The organism is Rhizobium sp. 05N49, assembly GCF_056396805.1.
Genome location: NZ_JBFTME010000011.1, coordinates 79,810 through 99,026 on the forward strand (window position 1 = coordinate 79,810; position 19,217 = coordinate 99,026).

At 58.8% G+C, this 19,217-nt stretch carries 19 protein-coding genes, 1 tRNA gene and 1 pseudogene; 9 read left to right on the top strand and 12 right to left on the bottom strand.

Annotation, left to right across the window (positions count from 1 at the left end; genetic code table 11):
* Nucleotide 1 precedes the first annotated feature (1 nt).
* Nucleotides 2–745, top strand: a pseudogene (locus AC1DF8_RS21920) (TIGR04290 family methyltransferase); the annotation flags it as partial.
* Nucleotides 746–885: 140 nt separating this feature from the next.
* Nucleotides 886–1,059, top strand: a complete 174-nt coding sequence (locus tag AC1DF8_RS21925) for a hypothetical protein (protein ID WP_183849029.1) — start codon at nt 886–888, stop codon at nt 1,057–1,059.
* A 258-nt stretch (nt 1,060–1,317) separates the two neighbouring features.
* Here AC1DF8_RS21925 and AC1DF8_RS21930 read toward each other — a convergent pair whose 3' ends face one another.
* Genes AC1DF8_RS21930 through AC1DF8_RS21940 form a run of 3 tightly spaced genes read right to left on the bottom strand, consistent with a single transcriptional unit; the run spans nt 1,318 to nt 4,086 of the window.
* Nucleotides 1,318–2,202 (bottom strand): MBL fold metallo-hydrolase, encoded by an 885-nt coding sequence (locus AC1DF8_RS21930; RefSeq protein WP_478154960.1) that lies wholly within the window; start codon nt 2,200–2,202, stop codon nt 1,318–1,320.
* Between the two features lie 56 nt (nt 2,203–2,258).
* Nucleotides 2,259–3,449, bottom strand: a complete 1,191-nt coding sequence (locus AC1DF8_RS21935) for an NADH-quinone oxidoreductase subunit D (protein WP_113208016.1) — start codon at nt 3,447–3,449, stop codon at nt 2,259–2,261.
* Nucleotides 3,450–3,471: 22 nt separating this feature from the next.
* Entirely contained in the window at nt 3,472–4,086 is a 615-nt protein-coding gene (locus tag AC1DF8_RS21940) for an NADH-quinone oxidoreductase subunit C (RefSeq protein WP_478154962.1), read from the bottom strand.
* Between the two features lie 657 nt (nt 4,087–4,743).
* Here AC1DF8_RS21940 and AC1DF8_RS21945 point away from each other — a divergent pair.
* From AC1DF8_RS21945 to AC1DF8_RS21955, 3 genes are read left to right on the top strand one after another with little or no spacing between them, the layout of a single operon-like run.
* Nucleotides 4,744–5,403: an ABC transporter ATP-binding protein gene (locus AC1DF8_RS21945; RefSeq protein WP_112543280.1), complete on the top strand. Its 660-nt coding sequence runs from the start codon at nt 4,744–4,746 to the stop codon at nt 5,401–5,403.
* Nucleotides 5,400–7,802: an ABC transporter permease gene (locus tag AC1DF8_RS21950; RefSeq protein WP_478154964.1), complete on the top strand. Its 2,403-nt coding sequence runs from the start codon at nt 5,400–5,402 to the stop codon at nt 7,800–7,802. The genes AC1DF8_RS21945 and AC1DF8_RS21950 overlap by 4 nt, the downstream gene beginning before the upstream one ends.
* Nucleotides 7,792–8,865 carry a lipocalin-like domain-containing protein gene (locus AC1DF8_RS21955; protein WP_478154966.1) on the top strand — a complete coding sequence of 358 codons (1,074 nt, stop codon included), beginning with the start codon at nt 7,792–7,794 and terminating at the stop codon, nt 8,863–8,865. The genes AC1DF8_RS21950 and AC1DF8_RS21955 overlap by 11 nt, the downstream gene beginning before the upstream one ends.
* A gap of 163 nt (nt 8,866–9,028) precedes the next feature.
* On the opposite strand, the gene AC1DF8_RS21960 is transcribed toward AC1DF8_RS21955, so the two are convergent.
* Nucleotides 9,029–9,388, bottom strand: a complete 360-nt coding sequence (locus AC1DF8_RS21960; protein WP_183890716.1) for a response regulator — start codon at nt 9,386–9,388, stop codon at nt 9,029–9,031.
* 248 nt (nt 9,389–9,636) lie between these two features.
* On the opposite strand from AC1DF8_RS21960, the gene AC1DF8_RS21965 reads away from it, so the two are divergent.
* Together AC1DF8_RS21965 and AC1DF8_RS21970 are read left to right on the top strand one after the other, a co-directional pair.
* A complete protein-coding gene (locus AC1DF8_RS21965) occupies nt 9,637–9,828 on the top strand; it encodes a CsbD family protein (RefSeq protein ID WP_113116131.1) in 192 nt (63 codons plus the stop codon).
* Between the two features lie 94 nt (nt 9,829–9,922).
* A complete protein-coding gene (locus tag AC1DF8_RS21970) occupies nt 9,923–10,165 on the top strand; it encodes a hypothetical protein (RefSeq protein ID WP_478154968.1) in 243 nt (80 codons plus the stop codon).
* Between the two features lie 308 nt (nt 10,166–10,473).
* Here the strand turns inward: AC1DF8_RS21970 and AC1DF8_RS21975 are convergent, their stop codons facing one another.
* Both AC1DF8_RS21975 and AC1DF8_RS21980 read right to left on the bottom strand, forming a co-directional pair.
* Nucleotides 10,474–10,746, bottom strand: a complete 273-nt coding sequence (locus AC1DF8_RS21975; RefSeq protein ID WP_478154970.1) for a hypothetical protein — start codon at nt 10,744–10,746, stop codon at nt 10,474–10,476.
* 199 nt (nt 10,747–10,945) lie between these two features.
* The gene (locus AC1DF8_RS21980; protein WP_183890710.1) at nt 10,946–11,176 is read right to left on the bottom strand and encodes a hypothetical protein; all 231 of its coding nucleotides are present in this window, start codon (nt 11,174–11,176) and stop codon (nt 10,946–10,948) included.
* 184 nt (nt 11,177–11,360) lie between these two features.
* On the opposite strand from AC1DF8_RS21980, the gene lov reads away from it, so the two are divergent.
* On the top strand, nt 11,361–12,410 hold the full coding sequence (gene lov / locus AC1DF8_RS21985; protein ID WP_478154972.1) for a blue-light-activated histidine kinase: 1,050 nt from the start codon (nt 11,361–11,363) through the stop codon (nt 12,408–12,410).
* A 1,590-nt stretch (nt 12,411–14,000) separates the two neighbouring features.
* Here the strand turns inward: lov and AC1DF8_RS21990 are convergent.
* The 3 genes from AC1DF8_RS21990 to AC1DF8_RS22000 form a co-directional block, all read right to left on the bottom strand.
* Entirely contained in the window at nt 14,001–14,249 is a 249-nt protein-coding gene (locus tag AC1DF8_RS21990) for a hypothetical protein (RefSeq protein WP_478154974.1), read from the bottom strand.
* 242 nt (nt 14,250–14,491) lie between these two features.
* Nucleotides 14,492–14,692, bottom strand: a complete 201-nt coding sequence (locus AC1DF8_RS21995) for a hypothetical protein (RefSeq protein ID WP_162710046.1) — start codon at nt 14,690–14,692, stop codon at nt 14,492–14,494.
* Nucleotides 14,693–16,230: 1,538 nt separating this feature from the next.
* Nucleotides 16,231–16,389, bottom strand: a complete 159-nt coding sequence (locus AC1DF8_RS22000; protein WP_162738481.1) for a hypothetical protein — start codon at nt 16,387–16,389, stop codon at nt 16,231–16,233.
* Nucleotides 16,390–16,665: 276 nt separating this feature from the next.
* Between AC1DF8_RS22000 and AC1DF8_RS22005 the strand changes: the two genes are divergently transcribed.
* On the top strand, nt 16,666–16,938 hold the full coding sequence (locus AC1DF8_RS22005) for a hypothetical protein (RefSeq protein ID WP_478154976.1): 273 nt from the start codon (nt 16,666–16,668) through the stop codon (nt 16,936–16,938).
* 207 nt (nt 16,939–17,145) lie between these two features.
* On the opposite strand, the gene AC1DF8_RS22010 is transcribed toward AC1DF8_RS22005, so the two are convergent.
* The 3 genes from AC1DF8_RS22010 to AC1DF8_RS22020 form a co-directional block, all read right to left on the bottom strand.
* Entirely contained in the window at nt 17,146–17,355 is a 210-nt protein-coding gene (locus AC1DF8_RS22010) for a hypothetical protein (protein WP_478154978.1), read from the bottom strand.
* Between the two features lie 1,057 nt (nt 17,356–18,412).
* A tRNA-Gly gene (locus AC1DF8_RS22015) sits at nt 18,413–18,481 on the bottom strand.
* Between the two features lie 132 nt (nt 18,482–18,613).
* Nucleotides 18,614–19,111: a DUF4142 domain-containing protein gene (locus AC1DF8_RS22020; protein ID WP_478154980.1), complete on the bottom strand. Its 498-nt coding sequence runs from the start codon at nt 19,109–19,111 to the stop codon at nt 18,614–18,616.
* Between the last annotated feature and the right edge of the window lie 106 nt (nt 19,112–19,217).

A 19,217-nucleotide genomic window follows, 5' to 3' on the forward strand; every position in this document is an offset into this window, starting at 1 on the left:
CATGGATGATCGCCGGCTGACTGATCAGACGGACTTGAAGGCGAAGATCGCCGAGTTGGGTCCTTGGTTCCACAATCTTGACATCAACGGCGTCAGGACCGCGCCCGAGCATTTCCTCGGCGATTACCCGACCTTCAAGTGGCGGCGATTTTGCGATGTCATTCCTGAGGATCTTCAGGGTCGAAGCGTCCTCGATGTTGGCTGCAATGCCGGCTTTTACAGTCTCGAAATGAAACGGCGAAATGCCGGCCGGGTGCTCGGCATTGATGCGGATGCGCGCTATCTGAGACAGGCGCGCTTCGCCGCAGAGCAGGCATGCCTGGACGTCGACTTCCGGCAGATGTCGGTCTATGAGGTCGGCAAGCTCGCCGAGCGCTTCGACCTCGTCATCTTCATGGGCGTGCTCTACCACCTGCGCCATCCGCTCCTGGCCCTTGACCTGCTCTACGAACACGCAGTCGGGGACAGCTTGCTCTTTCAATGCCTGCAGCGCGGCGATGAACGCCTGCCGATGCTACAGGAGGACTATCCGTTTGAGGAATGGGCAATCTTCGACCGTCCCGACTATCCCAAGCTCTTCTTCGTGGAGGAGCGCTATGCATCGGATCCGACCAACTGGTTCATTCCTAACAAGGCGGCGGTCGAGGCGATGTTGCGCAGCGCCGGTTTCGTCATCGAAGAAAACCCCGAACGAGAGGTCTACCTCTGCCGCCGAGGCGAACGTCATTACGCAGTCGAGCCTCCCATATGGGCTGAAGCGACATCCAGCGTCGCGGCCAGCAGAGGCAGCGACGAGGCAATGAAAAGCAACGAAAGCGAAGCCGGTGCCTGGCGCGCGGATGACATCCGCCAATCCGCGGTTACACCCTCTAAGGAGGCTTAACCATGCCCGACCCCTCAGACAAGGATCCTGTGCAGGCACCGGCGACCTCCGCGTCGGGCAAGCGCCGTCGTCTCAATGCCGGGCGTGTCGGGCTGACGATTATCATCACCGTCGCCGTGATTGCCTTTTGCGTTTATGCCTTCATTGCAATCTATGGACTGACCAAGGCAGGATAGTGTTGTCTCGCGCGCCGGCGACTTTGCCGTCACGCCGCGCGCCCGACTGCACCCGCACGATCGAGTTTTCACGAGTTGTTCGAAACAACGAGGCACGTAAACCTTCGCGCTCGTTCCCGGGCTCGGGCAGCATGCGATCTTGAGACCACGCAGTGCTGTTTCTATGTCCACTTTGACGCCTGACCTGGTCGACGTTCCGAGCCATGGCAGATCGCCGTTCAGCATCGTTGCCCGACGCAGCCTTGAGGGCCCTCAGCATCAGCGATAGGTGTCATTGCCGCGCTTGCCCGGTTTCGCCGGATCTAGTGCATAGGGTCGGCCCTCGGGGACTGCGATCTCTTTAAAATTATCCGCCAGCTGCTGCAGGCGCGCGCGCATGTTGGCACCGCGCACGGGCTGGCCGTGGCCCGTTATGATGAGCTCTGGTTTGAGCTCGGCGAGTTGGACGACGGAGCGCTGCGCCTCGTCCCAGTCGGGCGTCAGGTAGCGCGGTGGCCCGTGCATTTCGGGGCGCTGCGTCATCACCTCATAGACAGATTCCTGCCCGGTGGTGACGATTGCATCGCCGGCGATCAAGCACCTATCCGCCGCGCGCCATAAGGATACATGACCCGGCGCGTGACCGGGTGTATGCAGCCAGGTCCAACCCGGCATGAAAGGGACGCTCCGGTCCTGGGGCAGGGGCTGCAGCCGTTGCTCGACATTGACCGGCGAGCGCGGATAGAGCGGTGACAATAGCGCCATTGCGCCGCCTCCCACCAAGGGATCGGCGGGTGGATAGGATGCCTGGCCGTTCAGGTATGGGAATTCCAGCCAATGAGCGTAGACCGGCACATTCCAGTGTTGCGCAAGCGTTTCCAGCGAGCCGACGTGATCGAAATGGCCGTGGGTCAGGAGGATCGCCGATGGTGGCCTCATGACTCCGAACCTGTGTTCGGCGGCCTCGATGATAGCCTGTCGGGAGGTCGGAAGCCCGGTATCGATCAACACCCAGTCCGCGTCGGTTGCGGGGTCCCCATAAAATATGACGTTGACGATCGACATGCGACGAAAGGCAAGGTCTGGCAGGATTGCGGATATGCCCGATCCGGTCTCAGTGGTCGGGGCAAGATCGCTGTCTTCGAGCGGAAGCTGGACGGTCAAGATCAATTCCTCGTTGCTGTGGCGCCCGTGTCCCTTGTCGGTTCAAGCGCGTGTTGCTAGCGGTCGACTTCCCCGAATACGATGTCGAGCGAACCTAAAACCGCCGATATGTCTGCGAGCTGATGGCCTCTGCACAGGAAGTCCATCGCCTGGAGATGGGTGAAACCGGGCGCGCGGATCTTGCATCGATAGGGCGCGTTGGTTCCATCGGCGATCAGGTAGACGCCGAACTCCCCCTTCGGCGCCTCGACGGCCGCGTACACCTCGCCGGCAGGCACCCTGAAACCCTCTGTATAGAGCTTGAAATGATGAATGAGCGCCTCCATCGAGCGCTTCATTTCCCCGCGCTTTGGCGGCACGATCTTTCCGTCCCTTGATGAGACGGGACCGGTCGCCTGTTGCGACAACAATCGCTCCACGCATTGCGCCATGATGCGCACAGATTCCCGCATCTCCTGCATGCGGATCAGGTACCGGTCGTAACAGTCACCATTCTTGCCGATCGGAATATCGAACTCGAGGTCCGAATAACATTCGTAGGGCTGAGCGCGACGTAGGTCCCAGGCCGCGCCCGAGCCTCTTATCAGGACGCCCGTGAAGCCCCAGGCCCAAGCGTCCTGGAGACTGATGACGCCGATATCGACGTTGCGCTGCTTGAAGATGCGGTTGCCGGTCAGCAAATCGTCAATATCGTCAAGCGTAGCCGGAAAGGTCTCGCACCAGCGGCCGATATCTTCAATAAGGTCGACTGGCAGATCCTGATGAACGCCCCCTGGCCTGAAATAGGCCGCGTGCATGCGTGAGCCCGAGGCGCGCTCGTAAAAGACCATCAGCTTTTCACGTTCTTCAAATCCCCAGAGCGGCGGCGTGAGCGCTCCGACATCCATCGCCTGAGTGGTAACATTCAAGAGATGAGACAGAATTCGGCTGATCTCGGCATAAAGTACCCGGATCAGCTGCCCTCTGATCGGCACATCCAGTTCGAGGAGCCTCTCGACCGCCAGGCAATAGGCATGTTCCTGGATCATGGGCGCGACATAATCGAGCCGATCGAAATAGGGCAGGGCCTGAAGATATGTCTTCTTCTCGATCAATTTTTCCGTGCCGCGATGCAGCAGGCCGATATGCGGATCGACCCGCTCGACGATTTCGCCGTCAAGCTCGAGCACGAGCCGCAGCACACCATGGGCAGCAGGATGTTGCGGCCCGAAGTTGATGTTGAAGTTGCGAATGCTGTGTTCCCTCACCACGATCTCCGTCTGTTCGCCTTCATGCGCTGGTCTTTTCGTCGCCCGGCAACACGTAATCTGTTCCCTCCCAGGGCGAGAGGAAGTCGAAATCCCGGTATTCCTGCTTCAGCTCGACCGGTTCATAGATCACGCGTTTCGCTGCGTCGTCGTAACGGACCTCGACGAAACCGGTAAGCGGGAAATCCTTGCGAAGCGGGTGGCCTTCGAAACCGTAGTCGGTAAGGATCCGGCGCAGGTCGGGATGATCTTTAAACATGATGCCGTACAGGTCCCAGGCCTCGCGTTCGTACCAGTCCGCGCACGCAAAGACCGCGCAAGCCGATGGGACCGGCGTGTCCTCGTCGGTTGCAAGCTTGACGCGAAGCCTGAGATTGAGACTGGGTGATAGGAGATGGTAGACGACGTCGAAGCGGGCGGCCCTGGCCGGCCAGTCGACGCCGCAAATGTCGAGGAGGCAGATGAAGCGGCACTGCGGATCGTCCCGCAAGGATCCAAGCAACTCGACGACATGATCGGCATCTGTGATCAGGGTCAACTCGTTCAACCGAAACTGTGTTGCGAGGACCGCTTCAGCCCGATTGGCAGAAAGGTGATCAAGCAGGGATGTAAACTGCACTTGCATTGTTTCTTGCATTGGAGCCTCCGGTTGCCGTCCAACAAGCGATGGCAGCACATGTTCCCGGCGGATCACGATTTCGATGTGGCGATGCGAACCACGCCGATGAGGCGGAGGCGACTTCCAACCAGGCAACACTGGCGGGCTGGGGTTGATCGGAATGAAATTGACGTGTGCCGGTGAGGGTTGACGGCTTTGAGCGTCACTGTGAACGTTGAGGCATTCGCCAAAACACGATACCCGCCCGCTCCCTCTCCTTGTCGTACGAGCACGGTAACGGCGATATGGCATTGCTGTTTTCGTGCTTGCAGCGACGAGGAGGCGGTCACCTCACTGGGTGATGTCGATGAGGCGGATGGGATCCAGCCATGCGGACTTGGCAGAGGCGAAAGATGCGCAGTGGAACAAAGAGGCCTTCGCGCGGTTCGAGCGGACAGACGAGGGCAACAATGTCCCGAAGCGGACAACGGGCCAACTGGCGGTCGCATGGCGAGCGACAGCAGGCTATGGCGCCGATCAGCTGAACTGGCTCGCCTCGCCGATATGCGAACGGCCCGACCTCCACCGGGCTGCCGAAATGACAAATGCGCAAGCACTCCCCGAACCGTAGGTGCTTGCGTTTGCACTCAGAGGCGGTAGGACGCTTGCTGTCTGTCCTCCAATGCAGAGACCAGAATGATCCTAACGCTGAAGGGCGTCACAAAGTCCTACCCGACCGCCGAGGGGCGGGTCGATATCCTCAAGGGGGTCGACCTTGACGTTGCAGCCGGAGAGGCGGTCGCGCTGACCGGCGAGTCTGGCAGCGGCAAGAGCACGCTTCTGCACCTTGCCGGCGGACTCGACCGGCCCGATGCCGGTCTTATCACCATGAACGGCGAAGATATCGGCGTCTTCGGCGATGCTGATAGGGCGAACTACCGTCGAACCGGGGTCGGCCTCGTGTTTCAGCAGTTCAACCTCATTCCGTCGCTCAGCGTATCGGCCAATATCTCCTTTCACGCCAGACTTGCCGGCCGACATGATCGTGCCTGGGAGGAGCAACTCATTTCCGCACTTGGGCTCCAAGACTTCCTGGGGCGTTACCCCGAGCAACTGTCTGGAGGCCAGCAGCAGCGCGTCGCCATCGGCCGGACGCTTGCCGCTAGGCCGCCGCTGATCCTGGCCGACGAACCGACCGGCAATCTCGATGAAGAAACCGGCGATCGTGTTCTCGAGCTGATGCTGGCGCTGGCTCGATCCGCCGGCTCGGCGCTGCTCTTCGTCACGCACTCGACGAGGCTGGCCGATCGCCTTGACCGAAAGGTCGTTCTGCGCGGCGGAAGGATCGTATCATGATGCTCTGGGGTATCCTGGCGCTTCTGTCGCATTGGCGACGCAGACCGATCCAGTTTCTAACCCTCGTCTTGGGAATCGCACTGGCGACCGCGCTCTGGTCGGGCGTTCAGGCAATCAACGCCGAAGCCCGCGCAAGCTATGCCCACGCTGCCGCGATGCTGGAGCAGGATGGGCTGTCGCAGCTCGTTTCGACGAGAGGCGAGGGGATTTCCATTGCCACATATGGCCGACTGCGACAGGCAGGGTGGAACGTCTCGCCGGTCATCGAAGGAATGGCGACGCTCGGCAAGGTGCGCCTGCGGCTTATCGGCATCGATCCCCTGACGATGCCGCAGACCGGCCTGGCGTCCTCGATCGTCGGCAAACCCGATCTGTCCGCATTTTTGTCAGGCGAGCGGCTGGTCGTCTCGCCAGCCACCGCCGAGAAGCTGCGGGGCGAGACCGAAATGATGGTCAAGATCGCAGATCAGGTTCCGGAGGGAGCGGCTTTTCTGGATATCTCGGCGGCCGACACATTGCTTGGTGCGCGAGGCGCCATCAGCCGCCTGGTGATCGCGCCCGATCAAAAACCCGATCTGGCGCCGCTTGGCGCACTCGCTCCCGATCTCAGCATTCGCCAGAGCGAACAGACAGATGTGGCGCGGCTGACCGACAGCTTTCATCTGAACCTGACGGCCTTCGGTTTCCTGTCCTTCACCGTCGGGCTATTTATCGTCTATTCGGCAACGGGCCTGGCTTTCGAACAGCGGCGGGGAACATTTCGCACGCTGCGCTCGCTCGGCATTTCGCTCCGCGCGCTGACCGTCATGCTCGTGCTCGAGCTTGCAGCTTTCGCGTTGGTGTCTGGCCTGATCGGTGTCGTCTTCGGCTACTTCATCGCCTCTGCCTTGATGCCGGGCGTGGCCGCGACACTGCGAGGTCTTTACGGCGCCTCGGTCCCTGGCTCGCTTTCGCTGCGCCCGGAATGGTGGCTTGCCGGCATGGCGATCGCGCTGGGAGGCACCGCCATCTCGTCGGCCCAGAGCCTGTGGCGTGTCTGGAGACTTCCCGTCCTGGCTGCCGCCCGGCCGCGAGCCTGGGCGCGCGCTTCCTCCACCGGACAGATGTACCAGGCTGGGGCCGCGGCTATTCTTCTGACCTCGGCGTTCGTTCTTGCATGGACGGGCTCGGGATTGCTAAGCGGATTTGCCGTTCTCGGCTGCCTGCTACTCGCTGCGGCCCTCATCTTTCCCCCGCTTCTGGCCCTTGCGCTAGCTTTCGCGCAGGCACAAGCGCGCGGTGCGCTCAGTGAGTGGTTTTGGGCAGATACGCGCCAGCAACTACCCGGATTGTCGCTTGCCTTGATGGCGCTGCTTCTGGCTCTCTCCGCCAATATCGGCGTCGGCACGATGGTCGCTAGCTTCCGGCTCACCTTCATCGGCTGGCTGGACCAAAGGCTTGCCGCCGAACTCTACGTGACAGCCGGCAACGAGGATGAAGCCAGGCGGCTGCGGGAGTGGCTGGCTTCCCGATCCACCGCCGTGTTGCCCATCTGGAACGTCGACGGAATGGTTGCAGGCGAGGAGATGCAGATTTTCGGCGTCGCGGACGATCCAACTTACCGTGACCACTGGCCGCTCATCGCCGCGGCCAGTGACACTTGGGATAAGGTTGCAGGCGGACAAGGCGCGATCGTCAATGAACAGATGTGGCGCCGCGGCATGGCGGCGATCGGACAGACCCTTGCCTTGCCCGGCGGATGGCACGTCCCCGTCGTCGGGATCTATTCCGACTACGGCAATCCGAAAGGGCAGGTAATCGTCGGTCTGGATGCTCTGGTCGGTCATTATCCGCAGGTGGCGAAACTTCGCTACGGGATCCGCGTTCCACCTGACGGGGCGGTCAATCTGAAGCGCCAGCTCGTCGATGAATTCGGCCTGCCACCAGACGCGATCGTTGACCAGGCAAGCCTCAAGCAGCAGTCGAGAGCAATTTTCGAACAAACGTTCAAGGTGACCGGCGCGCTGAACGTCCTGACGCTTGCCGTGGCGGGCTTTGCGATGTTCTCAAGCCTATTGACGCTCTCCGCCATCCGGCTGCCACAGCTTGCGCCGGTATGGGCGCTCGGCTTGCGCCGGCGCGATCTCGCCCGCTATGAAATTCTCAGAACGCTGGCGCTTTGGCTGGCGACCTTCGTCGCTGCCATTCCGGTCGGTCTCGCGCTGGCGTGGGTTTTGCTTGCAATCGTTAACGTCCAAGCCTTTGGCTGGCGGCTTCCCATGTCGGTCTTTCCGCTCGACTGGGCCTGGCTCGGCGCCACTGCGCTGCTTGCTGCGCTGGTCTCAGTCCTGGCGCCGGTGCGTCGGCTGGCCGTGACCGATCCGGCCGACCTGTTGAGGATATTTACCAATGAGCGCTAGAAGCTACGCCATCCTTCTTTTCGTATTGGGGGCGGGATGGCCGGCGCCGGCTGCGTGGCCGCAGGGATTTGCAGGTCTTGGATCCGACGCTCGCGGCTTTTCGGTCCCTCAGCGTGGTCATGAGCTAAGCTTTCCAGCCGACCATGGCCCGCATCCGGACTACCGCATAGAGTGGTGGTACGTGACAGCCAATCTGCAGGGCGAGGATGGGAAACAGTACGGCGCGCAATGGACCCTGTTTCGCTCGGCGCTCGCCCCCGTCGAGCGGGAAGGTTTTGCTGACCCGCAAGTCTGGATTGGCCATGCCGCGGTAACCTCGAACACGGGCCAATTCGTTGCCGAAAAAATTGCCCGTGGTGGTGTCGGACAGGCGGGTGTGACGCTCGCACCATTTCGAGCATGGATCGACGATTGGCAGATGAAAGGCACCAAGTCAGCGCTCGACGCCGATTTGCTGAGCACACTTTCGCTGAGCGCGGCCGGAAACGGCTTCAGCTTCAGCTTAGGCCTTAAGACGGATAAGGAGCCGATCCTCCAGGGCGACCACGGATATTCTGTCAAATCTGGCGAAGGTCAGGCAAGCTACTATTACTCACAGCCTTTCTTCGATGTCGATGGCGCCATTATGATTGCGGGCTCCAAGATCAACGTGACGGGCAAAGCCTGGCTGGACAGGGAATGGTCATCGCAGCCGCTTTCCGCCAGCCAGACAGGCTGGGACTGGTTTTCACTGCATCTCGACAGCGGCGAGAAGGTCATGGCCTTCCGTTTGCGCGACGGGAGAGCAGGCTTCATGTCCGCGACATGGATTTCGCCCGACGGCCGACCTGAACCACTCCCGCCAAGCGCGATCAGATTGGATCCGATACGCCAGGCCTTTGTCCAAGGGCGGCAGGTACCGGTTGCCTGGCGCGTTCGTGTCGCCGAAAAAGGCCTCGATGTCCTGACTGAGCCACTTAACGACCAGGCGTGGATGGCGACGTCCACTCCCTATTGGGAAGGTCCGATCACGGTGAAGGGCTCACGATCGGGCAGAGGGTACCTGGAAATGACAGGCTATTGAGACAAACGAGTAGAACATCCCCGGTCTTGGGTGCAGCCCGGGGATGCCGATATGTAGTGGACGCGGCGACCGCTGGAGAGCGGTCAAACCCTAGCTGGAGAGCATGGCTGCCGCGCCAGCAAGAAAACACGCTGAAGGAAGGATTGTTCCGGACGGTGCAGGTTCAATGAGCGGGATCGGCTTGACGCGCAGCCATCGCAAGGCCCGCAAGGATGCTTTCGTCCGTGAAGGGCTTGGCAATGACCGCCACCGATCCGGCCAATCCGTTGCCGACTTCGGTTGGACTTGCGGTTACGAAAACGACCTTCATATGAAATCGATCGATCAAACGGCGAGCAAGCGCGGCGCCGCTCGATCCGTCCGCAAGTCCAAGATCGACCAGCGCCACATCCGCTCTCGGCGCATGTGCAAGCGCCTGTTCGACCGTGGCGACCGGGCCGACCGGACGGTATCCGGCATCGGCCACGATGCGTTCGAGCTCCAGCGCAATGATGGACTCGTCTTCAACTATCAGAACCCGCATGCAACTCCTCCAAGTGAACCCGATGAGATAGAAGGCGCGAGCCGGATGTCGAGGCGCATCACGCTTGCTTGATCGCAACCGAGGTCTGGCAAAAGGGCAAACAATGGGCCGATGGTTCAACCATACCTGCTCCTGGCATGCTTGGGCTTCAGTCCAGCGCATCGGTTTACCGTGGCGCGATCGCTCAGGAACGATTTGCTGGATTGGCCGTTTCGATCGTGTTGCAGGTTATCAATGGAGATTTCGACATGGGCAGCACAGCTGACAAGGTAGGCGGCAAGGCAAACGAACTGGCCGGCAAGGTCCGCCAGGGCGTGGGCGACGCCATAAACGACAAGGATATGCAGGCCAAAGGCCTGGCGCAGGAAGCAAAAGGCGATGCCCAGCAGGCCAAGGGCAAAGCCAAGGACGCTGTCAAAAACGTCGTTGACCGGGCCTGATCTGGCCGAGCTCGTCGACCAAAAGAACCCGCCGTGTCATCGGCGGGTTTATCGTTTTGGAAATCCACCGATCTCATGCCGACATGAGGATGTAATGGAAAGTGAATCGAAAGCGCTTGCCGATGAATATCGGCGTCTTGGCGGCCGCCGCATCGCGGTCATGGACGACAATCTCGCCTCGACACGAGACTGGGATGGCGACCCTTCACAAGCCGCGACTTTCTGGTGCGAGCGTATTGCGTCGCTGCCCGAACGTGACAGACGAGATGTGATCTCGTTCCTTCCTTCACTCAATGACGAAAGTGGCGAGCCGGGGCCGATCTTAGGGAAGAGTTGAAACGAGTACTTGAAGGAGTGGTTGCGCCAAGCGGCCTGTGCCAAGCGACGCGAGGCTCGCGCCCCATCAACCTACACGTAGTGGAAGGCTACACATAGTGGAAGGCGGGTTTCACGTTCTCTTGTACGGAGGGATAGGATCTGGGGGAGGGCATATTCGATTGTCGACATTGCCATAGCGGGCCCATGGTCATCGGCATGGCGCGCAATTTGGCGTTGCCTCAGGCTGATGTCGTTGAAGGCGGCGAGAATCTTCCCCGGTTTTGTCAGCTACGGCCCCGCGCAAAAGGCCGCGCCCCTTTTCATCCCTCAGTCGAAACCGTCCGTCTTGCCAGTGCGGTAGATGATGACAGGATCTCCTTCCTGACCGAGGGCTGGAATACCGTCGCGGCGCGCGACAAGGACCCCGGCATAGGCGCGGGCAATTGACTTGGCCTCTTTGATGGCATCAATCTCCGAGCCGTCGCTGACTGTTTCCCAGGCCTGAACGGGTTGACCATGCTCATTCAAAACGAAGGCGAAGATACTGATTGATCTTAATGTTTCAGGCATGGCAGGCTTATGTCCGCAATCTGCTTTCACAGACGATTAATCAGGCGACTATCACGATCCCTAGTCCGATACGGCCGGCCGCGGCGGAGCGCGAAACCCGGGGCTGCTGCGGTTGGAACGGTGAGCTTCGGCTTGGCCAACGCGCTTGCCGTCGGCGGGACGAGGTGAGATAGTATCGTCCGCTTGCAATTCTGCGGGCTCGGCAAAACGATCCTTGTCGTCCATGGCGTCACTTCCGGTTCGAGAACTGCGGCGCAGGCATGCGACCCTTGGCGTTGGTGCGGCCCGTTTGCGGATCGGCTTGCGTGACGCCCCCATTGCTCTGCCGGCTGTTGCCCATGTTTACGGGTGGCGCGCGCTGATCATCGACATTGGTTTCGGGCAGTTCATCGTCTTGACTGTCCTCGTTCAGGGACTTGGGCGGCAACTTGGCTGAAGCGGGGATGGGGTTGTTCGACATCGCAGTTCTCCTTTGCAATTAACAACTCGGCTGGCCCGCCTCGGTTCCACTCTCGCCCCCGATGAGAGGCAATCCGGCTTCTCGGATTCGAGGGCGTCGCCCGATGCCGATGCCAACCTGCCCCGCCTACCGAAACCATTTTCGAGACGACACGTTTGCTGTTGAAGAAAATCTAGAGGTGAGCGTGTCCGATCCGCATTCGTCCCACATCAGCGGCGACCATTCCGCCGCCCCATCCCATGAGGGCTTCACGGATAGGTCGGAGCTGTCGGCATTCGCCTTCCAGCGTACCCGCTTGCCTATGGTGGTGGCAGACGCCAGACAGGACGATTTACCGCTCATTCTCGTCAATGATGCATTCCTGGAGCTTACGGGCTATGGTTCGGAGGAGGTTCTGGGACGAAATTGTCGGTTCCTCCAGGGGGAGGGAACTGCGCGTGCGGCAGTTGCCGAAATTCGCGATGCGATCATGACCGAGAGGGAAGCCGTCGTCGAAATCCTCAACTACAAGAAGGATGGGACACCCTTCTGGAATGAGCTCCACCTGAGCCCGCTTCACGACGAGCAAGGGAAACTGACCTATGTCTTCGCCTCCCAGGTTGACGTCACAAATTATCGGCGCGTGCAGGCTTTTGAGGAAGCCGAACGCCGCCTCCTGCTGGAGATCGATCACCGCACGAAAAACGTTCTGGCCATTGTCGACAGCATCGTCCGGCTATCGAAGGCCGACGATGTAAAGGTCTATTCCACGGCCGTGCAGCGACGGATACAAGCGCTTTCGCGCATCCACATGCTTCTCGCCGACAATGGTTGGAAAAGGGTATCGCTCGCCGATATCGTGCACACACAGACCGAAGCCTTCGGCGCGGAAAAGATCGAAGTCCTTGGCCCCGATGTGATGGTGGCAGCAGCATCCGTCCAGCCGCTTGGGCTTGCCATTCACGAATTGGCGGTCAATGCAGCCGTTCATGGATCGCTGGCACGCGAGAGGGGCGCGCTCCGGGTCAGTTGGAACTGCGTGGGCGAGGGCATTTCGCTGGAGTGGAGGGAAGAAGGACCACCCGTCCCGTCAAAGAGATCGGGTCGAGGGTTTGGCAATATTTTACTTGCCGCCGTCGTCGAAAACCAGCTCGGGGGCAAGATTCGACGGCAGTGGTGTCCAGAGGGTCTGCGCCTGACGATTGAACTCCCGTCCTTGGAAAGGATCGCCGGCAGTCTCAGGCGTCTTCCCTGAGCAGCCAGATGACGCCCTGCCTTCGACCGCCACCTTCGTACCGATCACTATCCGGCGGACCTGGCGGTGACAAAACAGCTAAACCCTCGGGACTTTGTGCTAATCCCAACGGTTCACTGCCACCCCGTGCATCCGCAACGTGAACCGGCAAATGGCCCTGCGATCGCAATATCAGGGTGATCGACTTTTCGAATAAATTACGAGGTTTCCTCCCAAGCTGACGAGGAACCGTCATCTTGTTTCCTCAGTGACGATGTCTATCGCCATCGCCTCATCATCGCGAGCTGGCGCTACGAACCGTCGATCGCGGGAGGGCAACGGCGTTCTCTACAATCTGATGGTTGGCCTGGAGCTGCCGGATCCCGAGTTGCACGACCTTGATCATATCGGTCATACGTTGGCCGAAAGCGTCCTAATATTCGTCTAACGTTGGTGTCTCCTGTGCAACGTGAATGAGTGCAGAAATCCGGTTCTCTTTGATTGCTTTGGCGCCGACCGCCCAAACACGGTTGAATAACGCTCTGTCATAATCATTAATTGACATATTGATCCATTGATTTGGCGCCCTCTACGAGAAAAGCCCCGCGAGGCGGGGCAAGTCGAGTGCGTATGGAAAAGCGAGAAACAGCGCATTGTTTCCCGCGTCGTTAACGCCAACCCACCGTTAAAAGTTCCTTAAGACTTGCTCGATTGTCGGTCCCCCTCGACCTATCACCATCTCTGTAGAACCGTCTTGTTACAACCGCCGCATAACTCCTTCTCGCGACGGAAAGTAAGGAGCCCACCTCGTTGCGCTTCCGATAGAGCAATTCCATCGCTCTGTTCTTTTGAGAGAAAAGCACCCTGCCATATCGTCCAACCACGAACAGTGGGCGAAAAGGTGCCCGCCGAAGCGGGCTAGTTTTTGGGGGAACAACAGGGAGCGGATCGCGCGACGCTGCTGGGACGCAGAGCCTGGGTGACTTGCCGCACGATCCAAGCTTTTAACCGGGGAGCAACAAAAATGTTCCAGACGTCTTTCAGGGAGTGGCTGCATCTCTCGCGAGATTCATCAACGAATTCCTCAAGCAAAAACATGATGTCATTTGCCGATGATCGTTACGGGATCCCGCGCTAACGCTTGAGAAGCAAATCGAGCAGGTTGAGCTGCATCTCAGGCAGCCTGTACGGGCCGGAGTTGCGAAGATCGGGGCGCCATATATTCGGAAGATCGCAAGTCCACCGACAGCCTGGCAGCTGGCGGCATAGCGAAAAAAGAAAACCCGCCGGGGTTTGCGGCGGGTTTTCAGAAGAGCAGCGTATCAGGGTCAGGCGAACGGCTGCTCTCCAGCTGATGGCTCTTCAGCAGAATGAGATTTATGGAACGAGCAGAGCTTTTCCAGCGCCCTCGGATGAAAAGTTTTGGCTAGGTTAACGCCATGCGCACCGCCTGATGATCGAGGCTCCGGCCTCGCGCACCAGCGACGGTTGGGTGTGGCGTCGACTGGTCCTAAGTTAGAGCCGGCGCCAGACTATCGTTAGCGCGAACCGCGTCGGACAAGTCGCCACCGGGCGTAACCTTTCTGCCCCAGGTACTGGAAAAGCAATGAATCACGAGCGGTTTTTTGCCGGGCGCGAGGCGCGCCAGGTCGCAAGCTCCGAACGCTTCTTCTCTTGTGCGAGGTAACTGATGAATTCCTCGATGGAAAGCATGATGTCAACGCCTATGATCAACGCGGGGTTTTCCGAAATAAGCTCAGAAGCAACACGGGCAAGCTGAGCTGCATTCTCCTCGTCTTGGCAGTAGACCTTTGCGATGCCGGCCAGATCTGCGGAAGCGGGAGGCGGAGAGAGATTCATGGATGAGTTATTCGATCAGGAAAAAGGATCGCGCTGTCGGCACGGACCTTTTTCATCGACTTCTGCAAAGTTGCGATGTTTGAGAAATGAGAAATACGCGGACTGCGGTGAAGGGATGGTGAAGCTGTCACCCTCTGGCAACAGACCATCGGCGCGTGCGCTAGCGCGTCGATGCGGCTGATACTCGAAGTCTCCATCCGCCCTATCATCAACGACGCGCGTGCGTCCTGTGACAGGCGAAATCATTCACGTTGCTGAGCAATTCGTTGAACAAGAGCAAACAAAACTTTCTCGAAATCCGGATCATCCAGAAGGGTCGGATCGCTTGCAACTGTTTGTAGCGCACGCTCTGCAAGACGAGCAGCATCAGCCTCTGTCTTCGCGTAGCGCCTCGCATGCCGATGCAATGTCTGGAATGCAGAGGGTAGATGTTCAGTAAGCACGAGACACCCTTCCTGTCCGGTCAGCGGGTGCACGTATGAACACTCAGTCATCAGCGCCAACGATAAGTTTGCTGATGATAACCACATCTTATGACCGAGCGCGGCTTATGGAAAGGTCGCTGGAGGTTTGGTATGCTGGCGTACGGTTCACGGCCAGTAGTCAGCATCTTGATCAGCGCATTTCTCGGGACCTAACTCTTGTCCCATCTCGCGCCAATAAACAGGAGCAACCATCTCCCCGTACCTTTCGGGCTCCTTCCCGAACGGGTTGCGACCGGCTCGGCAATGCAGCTTCAAGCGTTCAATGAACCGCTCGCAAAATTCCTCTTCGCTCATGGTGGAGAAGCTACTACACACACGAATTCCGTCAATAAACCGTGCGATATCGTACAGAATCCGGTCGTCAAGGAAGGGCACTGGCTGTGCTAACTTTGTTCTTGTTCCTCGTCCGAACTCTATTCCCGCAGATCCTTTCGGATGTTTTACACTTGCTGAAGTTGCTCGATAGGTCTCAGCTCCTGAACCGACGGGCCTATGATTCTCAGCACCGAACTCTCTACGCGAGTTACAGAAAAATTAACTTTATACGCGTGCAGTGCCGGAACATTTGATATTGCTAATAAGTTGAATTCCCGATTGGCCTTGGCAGTACCCACCCTAGGGTAATGAAAAAACGCCAGTCCTGGAGTGCGCGCCCTCCTCATTTTTGTCATCGAGGTTTTTCGGTCAAAGGCAGGAGAATTCCATGCAGAGTTACAAAAGGGCCATGGTTGCCATGGCGCTGGGTTGCGTAGGCGCAATTGCGTCAGCGCCAGCGATGGCGTTAGATATCGGCGGACGGAATGGCGTCAGTGTCGGACGCAATGGAAGTGGTGGTCTGGGCGTTTCGCTCGGCGGAAGTAGCGGCGTAAACGCTAGCGTGGGAGGCCGTTCCACAGGCGGACTCGGTGTCGACGCTTCGGTTGGCGCGGCAAGGGGAGTCAACAGCAACACGACGGTCGGCGGGGGTCGCGGGCTCGGCGTGGGGACCAGAGCCAGCGTCGGTGGCGCCAGCGGGGTCAATGCGAACGTCGGTGCCAGGGTCGGCGGTTCGAACCTTGCTACCGCAAACGCTAATGCCACGGTGGGCGGTGTTGATGGGGTTGCCGCTGACGTGGATGTCAAGGCAGGAGGATCCAGACTTGGAACTGCACGGGCCAGCATTGGCGCCGGCGGGACCACACTGGCCGACATCCTCTTAGGAGGCGGTTCGGACACTGACGCGGACGGTGCAGGCCGTGTCGGTCAAGCCCCGAATGCCGTCGGTCGATCCATCGGCTCGGTAAATCCGAGCGCGGCACGCGCCTTCAACGACATGTCACCGGGTGAACGAGCCAAGGCGAAACTTCGTTGTAGGGATGTCCTGGGTTCGGGCGGCTACGATGCAAGCTTGACTAAGCTCTGCAAGATGGTCGTTTCTATGTGATAGCCATACATTAAGAGGAGAATGCTCAGGAGCATTCTCCTCTTTAACAACTATTCATCCGCTGAAAACTATTTCATCCCTGTTTCTTGTCCGGGTCCTCTTCCCGCAGATCCTTTCGGATCTTTTGCATTTCTTGGTCAGCATCTTTCTTGAGTTTCTCGCGGTTCGCATCGGCGACCTTTGGGTCACTTCGCTCGGAATCACTTGAAGCGTCTCTATTCTTGTCCGTCATAGACCTATTCGCTCAATAGAGGGATGGTGGGCCGCGGGGCGCGTCATGTTGTGCAAGATTGATCCGAGAGGAATCCGCGCCCCACGATCCGATCTTCGAACCAAGCTAGGCAAAGATTGTTCCCATCCGCTCTCTTTGTGCACCTTTTGTAAGCGCTGGCCGGTCGAAACGGCATTGGAAGGGCTGGGCAAAGCAGAGGATGTCAGACGACATGAGCAACAAAAATGACGCCCATAGGGTCTATCACCGCCCAGCTTGGTGAGCGGGTCACGAATCTTGGCCGCCGGCAAAACCGATCTCAAGACAGAGGGGCGATCCGGCTTCTGCGAGCGAAACGCAAGCCTCGATCGCGGCGACGAACCTTGCCGAGCGCAACAAGCCGTAATGGCGGGCGCTGCGGTGGCATTAATGTTCACTCCTATGCTCGGCGGCCTGGCGCACCTGCCGATCCGCGAGGAAACCGCCGACCTGAGGCCTCCTCAATATCCTGGTGACAAGATGGTTACCCATGATCGGCGGAGGATCGGGCCCGAGCCGATCCAAATGTGAAAACCTTTGCGATGCAGAGGTACCGCGGAAGGAGCTCGATCGCGTGTTTGACACGTACGATCAACGGTTCACCGATCACCAGCGCCATATGGACGAGCTGAAACGCGCCTAACTAAGCGCAGCCCGCGGACGTGATATTGAACTATGGCGAGCGACTGGAACGGCTTGAGCGTCTGCGCTCGAATGATGGAGGTTGAACCAGCCTTGCTAGCGACTGCTCAATCTATCTTGGGCAATTCTGTGAACGATCACGGCCAATGATTTTCTTATGTCGCCGCCGTCGATGCACCAGGGATCTGAGGAAATTAATTGCAGGGCCTGTTCGGCTACCCGCTTCGCGTCGGCGTTGCTTTTGAAATAGCGTCGTCCGATTTTCATCAGTTCGTCGTTGATTGGGAACGGGCGTTCCTGAAGCATGGTCGCCCTCCTTTTTTAGCAGGCGAGAGCGGGTAAGCAACTCTCAGCCGTCAGCGCCTGCAGCTAGATCGCTGTCGGTACTATAAAACTAGGCTCCATTAGTAGTTGCGTCTATACCAAGCCGCCAGCAAAGTCCGTTGCGTACGGTGGCGCACCAAAGGGCGAAAAGAAGACGGCGCAGGGGACGATTTGTCAGCTCGGTATCTCCTGTCGGATGTTGGAGGCCGGATCACCTTCGATGCATTCAGGCTTGAGCCTTCGAGGCGTGCATGCTGAAACCACAGGGTTTCTTTAAAGGGAAGGGAGGCGAGCCAGCCCCGCGCGGTCCCAGAGCATATACCTCAGAAGCTTCGCTTCCCCGCCGCTTACAGAACAAAAAGCCTGCCGGCGCGGGCTAGTTTAGGCCGCATGTGGTGGGATCGCGCAAGCCGATAGTAACGGGTGCCGAGAGGGGCGCGAACACCCGCAGCACGATCCCGGTGCCCTTACTCAGCACCCGGGTATTTGTTCCCGCCACTTGAAAAGATGCCCGCTTTCGGCGGGCAAGTTTTCAAGGAGTATTGGTGGGACCGCACAGAACGAAGGCAGGTGACAAAGGTGGAGAGAAACCACCTGCTGCACGATCCCAATGGCTATACTAAATCACCTTGGCGGTTGTTCCCGAGGCGGTTAAAAAAGCGTAGGCTCCGTCAACCGTCGATGTTTTCGATCTGCGTTCTGCACCAAATCTAGTGCGGAAAACCACCGCCTCTTTCCGCGACGTTTGGTAGGCTGTAGTGGTGCTGGTGCGACACCGTTCGGCCTCGGGTAGTGACCGGCAACCGCAGCCAAAGCAGCGATGATAAGCGCCTCTCCAATGTTCAATGATGGAATCTCGCTTAAATTAAACCATGAGATGCCTCCAACTCGCAGAAAAGTCGCCAGAGGGAGGACGAGTCGGAACGACTTGGGCGCTGCCGTTGGGCGGTGAATGGAAACTGTGGGTAGCTACTCACCCGCCACTTCCTATATGACCATCCAGGCGAATAAGGAAAGTACCTTAACTGTGTGAAAAGACTGGTGCACACGACAGGGTTCGACCTGTGACCTTTGGAGTGGGAAACCAACTTCTATCGCTGAAATTCGCTTTGCAGACATCCTGACTCTACCGCTCTGCATATGGGCTCGACCGGCGCGGACCCGAAGCCCGATCATCCGCTTTTTAGCCCGCCTCCGGCGATACGAAGGCTTCTCGATCCCTCGTCCGGGACGCGTTGACCTATTTCGAGGCAATAGCCTCAACGCGCGTCAGATGCATGTGAAGGTCTGGCAAGATCTTGCTCGCTGTTTTCTTGAGCTCGCCATCCGGACCGTCTTTTGAGAAGCGATCGAAGAGTTCGACCGCCTGCTGGTGGGCCGTGACCTGTGTCGACAGATAGGCCTGATCCAGGTTCTCCGGATCGGCACTTTGCAGAGCTTCGATTTTCTGGCGATGTTCGCTATCGAGTTCCGAAGGTAGCGCAATGCCGTCTTTTCTAGCTGCCTCGGCTAACAATGGCCCGGCTTTGCCATGATCCACCAGCATGTCCTGAGCGAACTGTCTGGCGTCGGTGGCCTTGCCTTTGGCGATCTCGATCTTGGCAGCTTCGAGCTCGAACTGGTTCGAAAGCGCAGCCTTCGTGGCGAAATCGGCGGCCTGCTTGGTCGCTGCGTCGTCGGCAGCCATTACCGGGATAGCCGAGATGATGATTAGTGTCGAAGCGAATAAGATCTTCATGGTGCTCTCAATCAATGGGACCTGTCGCTAACATGGGCGCGGGCCAGAAGTTCCCGACCTGTCGCATGAAGGTCGATGCGGTTGAGTGGGGAACATGCGGGAGCGA

Excerpts from the sequence above, each read along its gene's own strand:
- AC1DF8_RS21950 (WP_478154964.1), top strand. The coding sequence starts at position 5,400 with ATGATGCTCTGGGGTATCCTGGCGCTTCTGTCGCATTGGCGACGCAGA.
- AC1DF8_RS21960 (WP_183890716.1), bottom strand. The coding sequence starts at position 9,388 with ATGCGGGTTCTGATAGTTGAAGACGAGTCCATCATTGCGCTGGAGCTC.
- AC1DF8_RS22020 (WP_478154980.1), bottom strand. The coding sequence starts at position 19,111 with ATGAAGATCTTATTCGCTTCGACACTAATCATCATCTCGGCTATCCCG.
- AC1DF8_RS21970 (WP_478154968.1), top strand. The coding sequence starts at position 9,923 with ATGGAAAGTGAATCGAAAGCGCTTGCCGATGAATATCGGCGTCTTGGC.
- AC1DF8_RS21955 (WP_478154966.1), top strand. The coding sequence starts at position 7,792 with ATGAGCGCTAGAAGCTACGCCATCCTTCTTTTCGTATTGGGGGCGGGA.
- AC1DF8_RS21940 (WP_478154962.1), bottom strand. The coding sequence starts at position 4,086 with ATGCAAGAAACAATGCAAGTGCAGTTTACATCCCTGCTTGATCACCTT.
- AC1DF8_RS22010 (WP_478154978.1), bottom strand. The coding sequence starts at position 17,355 with ATGCTTCAGGAACGCCCGTTCCCAATCAACGACGAACTGATGAAAATC.
- AC1DF8_RS21965 (WP_113116131.1), top strand. The coding sequence starts at position 9,637 with ATGGGCAGCACAGCTGACAAGGTAGGCGGCAAGGCAAACGAACTGGCC.
- AC1DF8_RS22000 (WP_162738481.1), bottom strand. The coding sequence starts at position 16,389 with ATGACGGACAAGAATAGAGACGCTTCAAGTGATTCCGAGCGAAGTGAC.
- AC1DF8_RS21925 (WP_183849029.1), top strand. The coding sequence starts at position 886 with ATGCCCGACCCCTCAGACAAGGATCCTGTGCAGGCACCGGCGACCTCC.
- AC1DF8_RS21990 (WP_478154974.1), bottom strand. The coding sequence starts at position 14,249 with ATGAATCTCTCTCCGCCTCCCGCTTCCGCAGATCTGGCCGGCATCGCA.
- AC1DF8_RS21980 (WP_183890710.1), bottom strand. The coding sequence starts at position 11,176 with ATGTCGAACAACCCCATCCCCGCTTCAGCCAAGTTGCCGCCCAAGTCC.
- AC1DF8_RS21945 (WP_112543280.1), top strand. The coding sequence starts at position 4,744 with ATGATCCTAACGCTGAAGGGCGTCACAAAGTCCTACCCGACCGCCGAG.